6 protein-coding genes are annotated in these 7,180 nt (G+C 74.0%); 1 reads left to right on the top strand and 5 read right to left on the bottom strand.

Going from position 1 to position 7,180, the window contains the following annotated elements:
- Positions 1 to 41 precede the first annotated feature (41 nt).
- From ACWEPF_RS39260 to ACWEPF_RS39245, 4 genes are all read right to left on the bottom strand, one after another.
- Positions 42 to 881: a hypothetical protein gene (locus tag ACWEPF_RS39260; RefSeq protein WP_452176436.1), complete on the bottom strand. Its 840-nt coding sequence runs from the start codon at positions 879 to 881 to the stop codon at positions 42 to 44.
- Positions 882 to 1,174: 293 nt separating this feature from the next.
- Positions 1,175 to 2,137: a hypothetical protein gene (locus ACWEPF_RS39255; RefSeq protein WP_345290970.1), complete on the bottom strand. Its 963-nt coding sequence runs from the start codon at positions 2,135 to 2,137 to the stop codon at positions 1,175 to 1,177.
- Between the two features lie 55 nt (positions 2,138 to 2,192).
- Complete coding sequence (locus tag ACWEPF_RS39250) at positions 2,193 to 4,001, bottom strand: threonine/serine exporter family protein (RefSeq protein WP_452176435.1); 1,809 nt, start codon at positions 3,999 to 4,001, stop codon at positions 2,193 to 2,195.
- A 311-nt stretch (positions 4,002 to 4,312) separates the two neighbouring features.
- Complete coding sequence (locus ACWEPF_RS39245) at positions 4,313 to 4,951, bottom strand: DedA family protein (RefSeq protein ID WP_345290972.1); 639 nt, start codon at positions 4,949 to 4,951, stop codon at positions 4,313 to 4,315.
- Between the two features lie 123 nt (positions 4,952 to 5,074).
- Between ACWEPF_RS39245 and ACWEPF_RS39240 the strand changes: the two genes are divergently transcribed.
- Positions 5,075 to 6,037: a cation diffusion facilitator family transporter gene (locus tag ACWEPF_RS39240; RefSeq protein ID WP_452176434.1), complete on the top strand. Its 963-nt coding sequence runs from the start codon at positions 5,075 to 5,077 to the stop codon at positions 6,035 to 6,037.
- Between the two features lie 7 nt (positions 6,038 to 6,044).
- Here the strand turns inward: ACWEPF_RS39240 and ACWEPF_RS39235 are convergent.
- Positions 6,045 to 7,180: tetratricopeptide repeat protein (locus ACWEPF_RS39235; RefSeq protein ID WP_452176433.1), on the bottom strand; the 1,136-nt coding region annotated here is incomplete at its 5' end.

Here is a 7,180-nt window from a genome sequence, read left to right as displayed (position 1 = left end):
GGGGTCAACGGCATCTCTTCACCTCAACGTGATCGTCGGCATCAGCGGCATCCTGTGGCAGCGCTCAAGACGGCAGAGTCAGCACGAGCGCCGGCGGCCTCCTCGGCGGCCCGGGCGGCCTCGGCGGCCTGTTGGGCGGCGATGGCTTCGAGGGCCTCGCGGCGCTGGCGTTCGAGTTCGAGGGTGGTGCTGCGGGCGGCGGCCAGGGCGGTGAGGAGCTGCTCGCGGCGGGCGGTGATCTCGGTGACCTGGGTCTGCTGGGCGGCCAGCCGGGTCTGGGCCACCTCCTTGGCGAGGCGGACGGCCTCGGCGGCGCGGACCGCGTCCTCCTCGGCGGCCCGGGCGGCCTCGGCGGTGCGGGAGGCCTCGGCGGCGGTGGAGGTGGCGGCGTCCAGGATGGCCTTGGTGGTGGAGCCGATCACGCCGACGGCGGCGGCCTGGCGGCCTGCGGCGGCCGGGCCGTGGGCGCCCAGCAGGGCGTCGATGGCCGAGAGTTGGGGGCCGGCGCCGCCCTGGCGGTAGGTCTCGGCGGCGAGGGCGGCGGCGGTGTCGGCGGCCTCGGCGCGGGCCGCTTCGGCGGCGGCGGCCTGGTCGGCGCGGGTGGCGGCCTCGGCGCGGGCGCGCTTGAGGTGGGCCTGGGCTCCGTTGTAGGCCTCGACGGCCTGTTCGGCCTCCCGGCCGGCCCGGTCCAGGTCCTTCTGGGCGGCGGTGAGGCTGGCCTCGATGGCGGTGGTGTCCGCCTGGGCCGCGGCCTCGTCGGCCTGGGCGGCGGCGATGTCCTCGGTGGACGGGTAGGGGTCGGGGGCGGCCACGGCGGCGGGGAGGAGGCCGAGCAGGCCGGCGAGGGTGAGGAGGAGGGTGGGGAGGATTCTTCGGGTCACGGGGGTGCCCTCCTACGCCGTCTGACGATCAGCCAACTATCCCATCAGGTGACAAATCAGTCACTGTCGGTCATAGTCTCAGACCTGACGACAACTCAGGGCCATCCCCACACTGCCATCCGGGTGAGATGTCGGATTGTCGCCCGGGCGACCGGAGCGGGGTCGCCCGCGGCGGGCCTGGTGGAGGGGCGGGTGGCGGAAGGGCGGTCACCGGCCGCCGGGCGGGTGGCGGGCGGCGTCAGCGGCGATTGACGGACGCTCAGGTCTTTGCCCCGGAGGGGTGACGCGGCCGGTCAGCGGCGGGCGTAGGGGCGGGGGCGGCCGGCGTGGACGGTGCGACGGCGGCGGGCGGCCGGGGTACGGCGGTCGGGGGCAGTGGCACGGGGGGTGGGGCTGCGGTCGGCGAGGCGGGCGTGGCGGCGGGCCAGGGAGCGGGCGGCGTGCGCGTCGAGGTGGGCGGTGGCGGAGGCCGCCATCCGTTCGGCGACGCGGTGGGCGGCCGGGTGGTTGGCGGGGACCTTGTCGGGGGCGCCCGCGATCAGGTCGAACAGCCAGGTGCGGGCGCGGTCCGCCCGGGCGTGCAGCCGCCGTTCACGCCGGAGGGCGCGCGCCCTGCGGCGCGGACGGCGCTCGTAGCGCCAGCGTGCCCAGGGGCTGCTGGGGCGGGCCAGCCGGACGGCGCCCACCCAGGAGATGCCGGGCACCATGATGCCGAGCAGGCCGGTCCACATCTTCCCCTTGAAGAGGGTGACGATCGAGGCCAGGGAGTTGAGGGAGATCACCGCGACCAGCCCCCACCGGGTGTCCTCACCGGGGACGACCCCGAGCGGGACGTAGCCGATCAGCAGCAGCCCGGTGACCAGGATGCCGATGATCACCGCGTCCACCGACTTGCGGCCCTGCTCGCTCCAGTAGACGTCGTCCAGGTGCAGGATCAGCGCGAACTCGTCCAGCACCAGCCCGCAGCCGATCCCGAAGCAGAGGCCGAACCAGTCGATCCACGGATGCCCGCCGCTGGTGGCGAAGACCCCGATGCCGCCCAGCAGCAGGAAGCCCAGGCCGAAGACCATGTGGTGGATGTGCAGGCCGCCGGGCGTGATGTTGCCCGGCCACCAGCGCACCTTGGCCCGGATCATCCGGACGCTGAAGCGGATGAAGACGAAGGACGAGATGAAGCCCACCAGCAGCAGGAACAGCGGCTGTTTGTGGGCGGCCACGATGTGCGTCCGGTAGCCGTCCAACAGGTCTTCGATCACGGGCCGTACCTCTTCGTCCTCTGCTTCGCCGTACCCCGGTCCCCCTGACGGTAGGTCAGAAGCCCCGGGTGCGTTTGGCGGCCCGACGGGGCACCAGCAGGTACGGGGCCAGGCGCTCGCCCGCCGTGCCGGGGCCGCGCAGCACACCGCCCGGTCCGCCCAGGGTGCTGGGCGTCTTCATGGTCAGACGCGCGACCTCGCCACCGAGGTTCACCCCGACCGCGAGCGCCAGGGCCAGGGTGGCGGCCCGGCCGACCTGGACCACACCGCCGACCGGGTTGTTCTGGGTGAAGGCGAGCATGCCGAGGTAGATCGCCGAACCGGGCATCAGCGGGCCGATCGCGGCGGTGACGAACGGCAGCGAGGAGGTCGCGTTGTAACGGGCCATCAGCTGGCCGAACAGGCCGACCACCCCGGCCGCCACGCCGGTGGCGACGATCGGGGAGGCGCCGGCGTTGTAGGCCAGCACGCCGTAGGTGGACCAGCCGATGCCGCTGTTGAACACCACCGGAAGAAGGTTTCTGCGGCTGGTCTGGAGCAGCATCGCAAAGGCCAGGGTGAGCACCATCGCGGCGCCCAGCTGGATCGGCGGGTCGCTGATCCCGATCAGGCTCTCGCTGGGGTTGAGGTTGGGGTCGAACTTGGAGCCGGTGTAGAGCACCAGCATCACGCCGATCACGATGCCCGCGACCAGGTAGAGCACTTCCAGCAGCCGGGCCGCGGCGGTGATGTAGAAGCCGGTCAGGCCGTCCTGCACCGCGGCCACCAGGGCCCGGCCGGGCAGCAGCGCGAACAGGCCGCCGGTGATCACGACCGAACCGCGCAGGCCCAGGTGGTTGAGCGAGAGGATGATGCCGGAGACCGCGGCCGGCATCGCCGCGATGACGAACTGGTAGAACTCCGGCAGCCCGCGCCGGGCGATCGCCGAGGCCAGCTTGTCGCCCAGGATCGCGGCCACGAAGCCGTTGGCGAAGACCAGCCAGCCCTTGGCGTCCAGCCTGCCGCCGACCAGGAAGGTGGCCGCGCCGGCCAGCAGGCCGGTGGCCAGCGAGAGCAGCCAGGCCGGGTACGGGTGCCGGTTGCGGCGGATCTCGGCGAGGCGGCGGTAGGCGTCGTTGACGGTGAGGCGCTCGGCGGTGATGTCCGAGACCAGGCGGTAGACGGCAGCCAGCCGGGTGTAGTCGGAGGTGCGGCGGCGCACCACCCGGTCGGCGGTGACCGGCGGTTCGACCAGCGAGGGCTGGTGGGAGATGCCGATCAGGGTGAAGGTGACCTGCGGCTCGCAGTGGTCCAGGCCGAAGGCGTGCGCGATGCCGAGCATGGCCGCCTCGACGTCCTCGGCGGCCTCGCCGCTGGCGAGCAGCAGCTCGCCGATCCGGAGGGTGAGGTCGAGGACGCGGGGGACGTTCTTGCGGACGGCGGCGGCCTCGGGCTTCTGCTCGGGCTGGGTCCGCTCGTACTTGGGGCGCTCGGCCATCGGGGTCTTGAGCAGGGTGCGCATCCGGTCCGGCCAGGGGGCCTGACCGGGGGCGCCCTGACGGAGCGTCTGGACGTTGATCTCGACGGTCTGTTCCATCGCCGCGGTGCGCCAGACCTCGGGCGTGAGGGTGTCGTCGGAGCCGTGCCCCGGCAGCGGGACCTCACCGGTGGACTCGGCCGGGGAGAGCAGGCCCTCGGTCTGCTGCGGCCTGGGCGCCAGCGGGATGACGTGCGGCTGCTCGACCGGCGGGGCGGCCGGGCCGAGCAGGCCCTCGGTGGGCGGGGCGTCCCTCGGAGTGGGCTGCTGCTTGGGCACGGGGCGCGGCGGGCGGCCGCCCCTGACCTTCTTGGCCCCGCCCGGTCGTCCCCGGCCCCGCTTCGGCACTGCCTCTCCTCGCCCCGTCCCGCATGGTGATCGTCGCTCCCACCATGCCTGATGAGCTGCGCGGATGCACAACGCCTCCGGCGGGGAACGGAGGCGGAGGGGGTGGCGCCCGGTCGCAGGACCGGGGCACGGCGCCTCCGGCGGGTGGGAGGGCCATCGTGCCTGATCGGAGGGGCGGAGGGGAGGGGTCCGGATGAACACGGGGGCGACGCGGGACGCACAACGGCCCCCGGCAGGAGAAGGCCGGGGGCCGTGCGGGTACGACGGGTGAGCACCGTGCGTCGTACCCGGGCTGTGGGGGTGACGGGCGGTCAGGCCACGGGCTGCCGGGGCTTGCGGCGGGCGCGGAGGAGTTCGACCGCGATGGGGAGGACGGAGAGCAGGACGATGCCGACCAGCATGGCCTCGATGTTCTCGCGGACGAACGGGACCTGGCCGAGGAAGTAGCCGAGGACGGTGACGCCCGCGCCCCACAGGACGCCGCCGAGCACGTTGTAGACCACGAAGGTGCGGTAGTTCATCCGCCCGACGCCGGCCACGATCGGGGTGAAGGTCCGCACGATGGGGACGAAGCGGGCCAGCACGATCGCCTTGGGGCCGTGGCGATCGAAGAAGGCGGCGGCCTTCTCCACGTTCTCCTGCTTGAACAGCTTGGAGTCCGGTCGCCGGAACAGGCTCGGTCCGACCTTGCGGCCGAAGAGGTAGCCGACCTGGTCGCCGACCACCGCCGCGACCACGATCAGGGTGCAGACCAGCCAGAGCGGCTGCTGGAGGTAGGTGCCGTCGGCCACCAGGAGGCCGGCGGTGAAGAGCAGCGAGTCCCCCGGGAGGAAGAAGCCGATCAGCAGGCCCGACTCGGCGAAGACGATCACCAGGATGCCGATCAGACCGAAGGTCGAGATCAGGTGGTCGGGGTCGAGCCAGGAGGGGCCCAGGGCAAGGCTGGTCACGGTCAGGGACTCCTCGGGCAGGTTCGGGAGAGTAGGACCTTGGCAATGAAATGGTAAAGCATTCGCCAAGTACAGCCCTTGAACTACCGCCTACACCGGGCATACCGGGCAAAATGACCGCCCATGAGCACCGAACCGGAGGAGCCCGAGGAGCAGGAGAGCCTGGGCACGGTGATCGTGGCGGGGCTGTGCAACCTCGGGATCGCCGTCGCCAAGGCGGTGGCCGGGGTGCTGAGCGGATCGAGCGCGATGCTCTCCGAGGCCGCGCACTCCTTCGCCGACACCGTCACCGAGCTGCTGCTGTTCGCCTCGATCAAGCGCGGCTCCCGCCCCGCCGACGACACCCACCCCTTCGGGTACGGGCGCGAGCGCTACCTCTGGGCGCTGCTCGCCTCCTTCGCCACCTTCGTCGGCGGTGCGGTCTTCTCCGTCCACGACGGGATCCACACCCTGCGGTACGGCGAGGAGCTGGGCAGCCCGACGCTCTCGTACGCGGTGCTCGCGGTCGCCTTCGTGCTGGAGGGGATCTCGCTGCGCCGGGCGTACCGTCAGGTGCGCGCCGAGGGGCGGAGGTTCGGGACCGGGCTCGTCACCTACCTGCGGCACACGCCGGACACGGCGGTGAAGGCGGTCTTCCTGGAGGACTCGGCCGCGCTGGCCGGACTGCTGCTCGCCTTCGGCGGGCTGCTCGGCGCCCAGCTGACCGGCTCGCCGGTCTGGGACGGGACGGCCTCGCTGCTGATCGGGCTGCTGCTGGCCTGGGTCGCGTACGTGCTGGCCCGGGACAACTCCTCGCTGCTGATCGGCCGGGCGCTGCCGCAGCCGCTGGAGGACCGGATCGAGGAGACGCTGCGCCGCCAGCCGCACGTGGAGGCGGTGCTGGAGCTGGTCACCATCGTGCACGGACCGCAGGAGGTGCTGGTGGCGGCCAAGGTGGACTTCCACGACCTGGCCACCGCCGCCCAGGTCGAGCAGGCCTGCGACGCCGCCGAGCGGGCCGTCCGGGCCGAACTCCCGGCCGTGGCCAGGGTGTTCCTCGACCCCACCCCGGGGCCCGCCGCGACGGCGGGACGGGCCCCGGAGTGACGGCGGCTCAGAGGCCGTAGCGGCGGGCGGTGTCCAGGTGGGGGCCCGGGTCGGCGCCCGCGGCGAGGGCCAGTTCGGGCCAGCTGAGCGGGTGTCGCCAGCCGGCCGTCAGGGTGGTGAGCACCGCGTCCGCCTCGGCGGCGGTGGCCAGCGGTGGTACGCCGACCGCCGCGTAGAGGCCGCGCAGGCTGCCGCCCGGGGTGTCCGGATCGGTGATCAGGTAGCCGTCCCCGCTGTGGGCCCAGAGCCCGTAGCCGGCCGCCGCCAGTGCCTCCCGAAGCCCGGCGAAGGCGGTGGCGCCGGGCCAGGCGCCGTCCACCCACCAGGTGGTGTAGCCCGCCGGGTCGAGGAGGGCGAGCAGGTCGAAGGCGGGCCGCCAGGCGGTGCCGCCCGCGTCCGGCCCGGGGTTGCGCACGGCCGGCCCGAAGACCACCACGTCGTTGTGGTTGAGCGTCAGGTCCTCGCCGAGCACCGGCAGGATGCGCGCGGTGGCCGGGCCGGTCCGCACGGCGGGCAGGTCGGCCAGGGTCCCGTCGCTGCGCGGGGCCCGGACGGTGACCAGCTGCCAGTCCTCGTCCACCGGGCCCTCGTCCCGTTCGAACTCCAGGCCCAGCTGGGCCCCGGCGGCCCGGACCACCGCCCAGTCCCGGTTGACGGTGGCGACCGTGACCAGGTGCCAGAGGTCGGCGGGCCAGACTTCGGGGTGCGGGTCCTGGGTGTCCTCCGGCAGGGCCAGCAGCTCCTGGTAGAGCCGCTGAGCGGCGGGGTAGTCGCCCAGCCGGGTGGCGGCGGCCGCGCCGAGGCGGCGCGGGGCCGGGCGGGACGGGTCCTCCGCCAGCACGGCGGCGCAGCGTTCGGCCGCCTCGGCCCAACGGCCCTCGGCCGCGGCCCAGCGGGCCCGGACCCACTGCGCCTCGGCCGGGCTGTCGGCGGCCAGCCGGTCGGCCAGCCTCCGCACCCCCTCGCCGTCCTCCGCCTCGATCAGGGCGGCCGCCAGCTGACGGGCCGACAGGGCGTCCTGCGGGGCCAGCTCGAGCTGCTCCCAGAGCAGCGCGGCGGCGGCCCGGGCGTGGCAGCGGGCGGGCAGGGTCGGCACGTGCCAGGCCCGGCCCCAGGCGCGCTCGTCGGAGGCGGCCTCGGCCA

This window comes from Kitasatospora sp. NPDC004289, assembly GCF_053602875.1.
The sequence above is the reverse complement of the archived record's forward strand: the minus strand, read 5'-3'. Positions and strand labels throughout refer to the sequence as shown.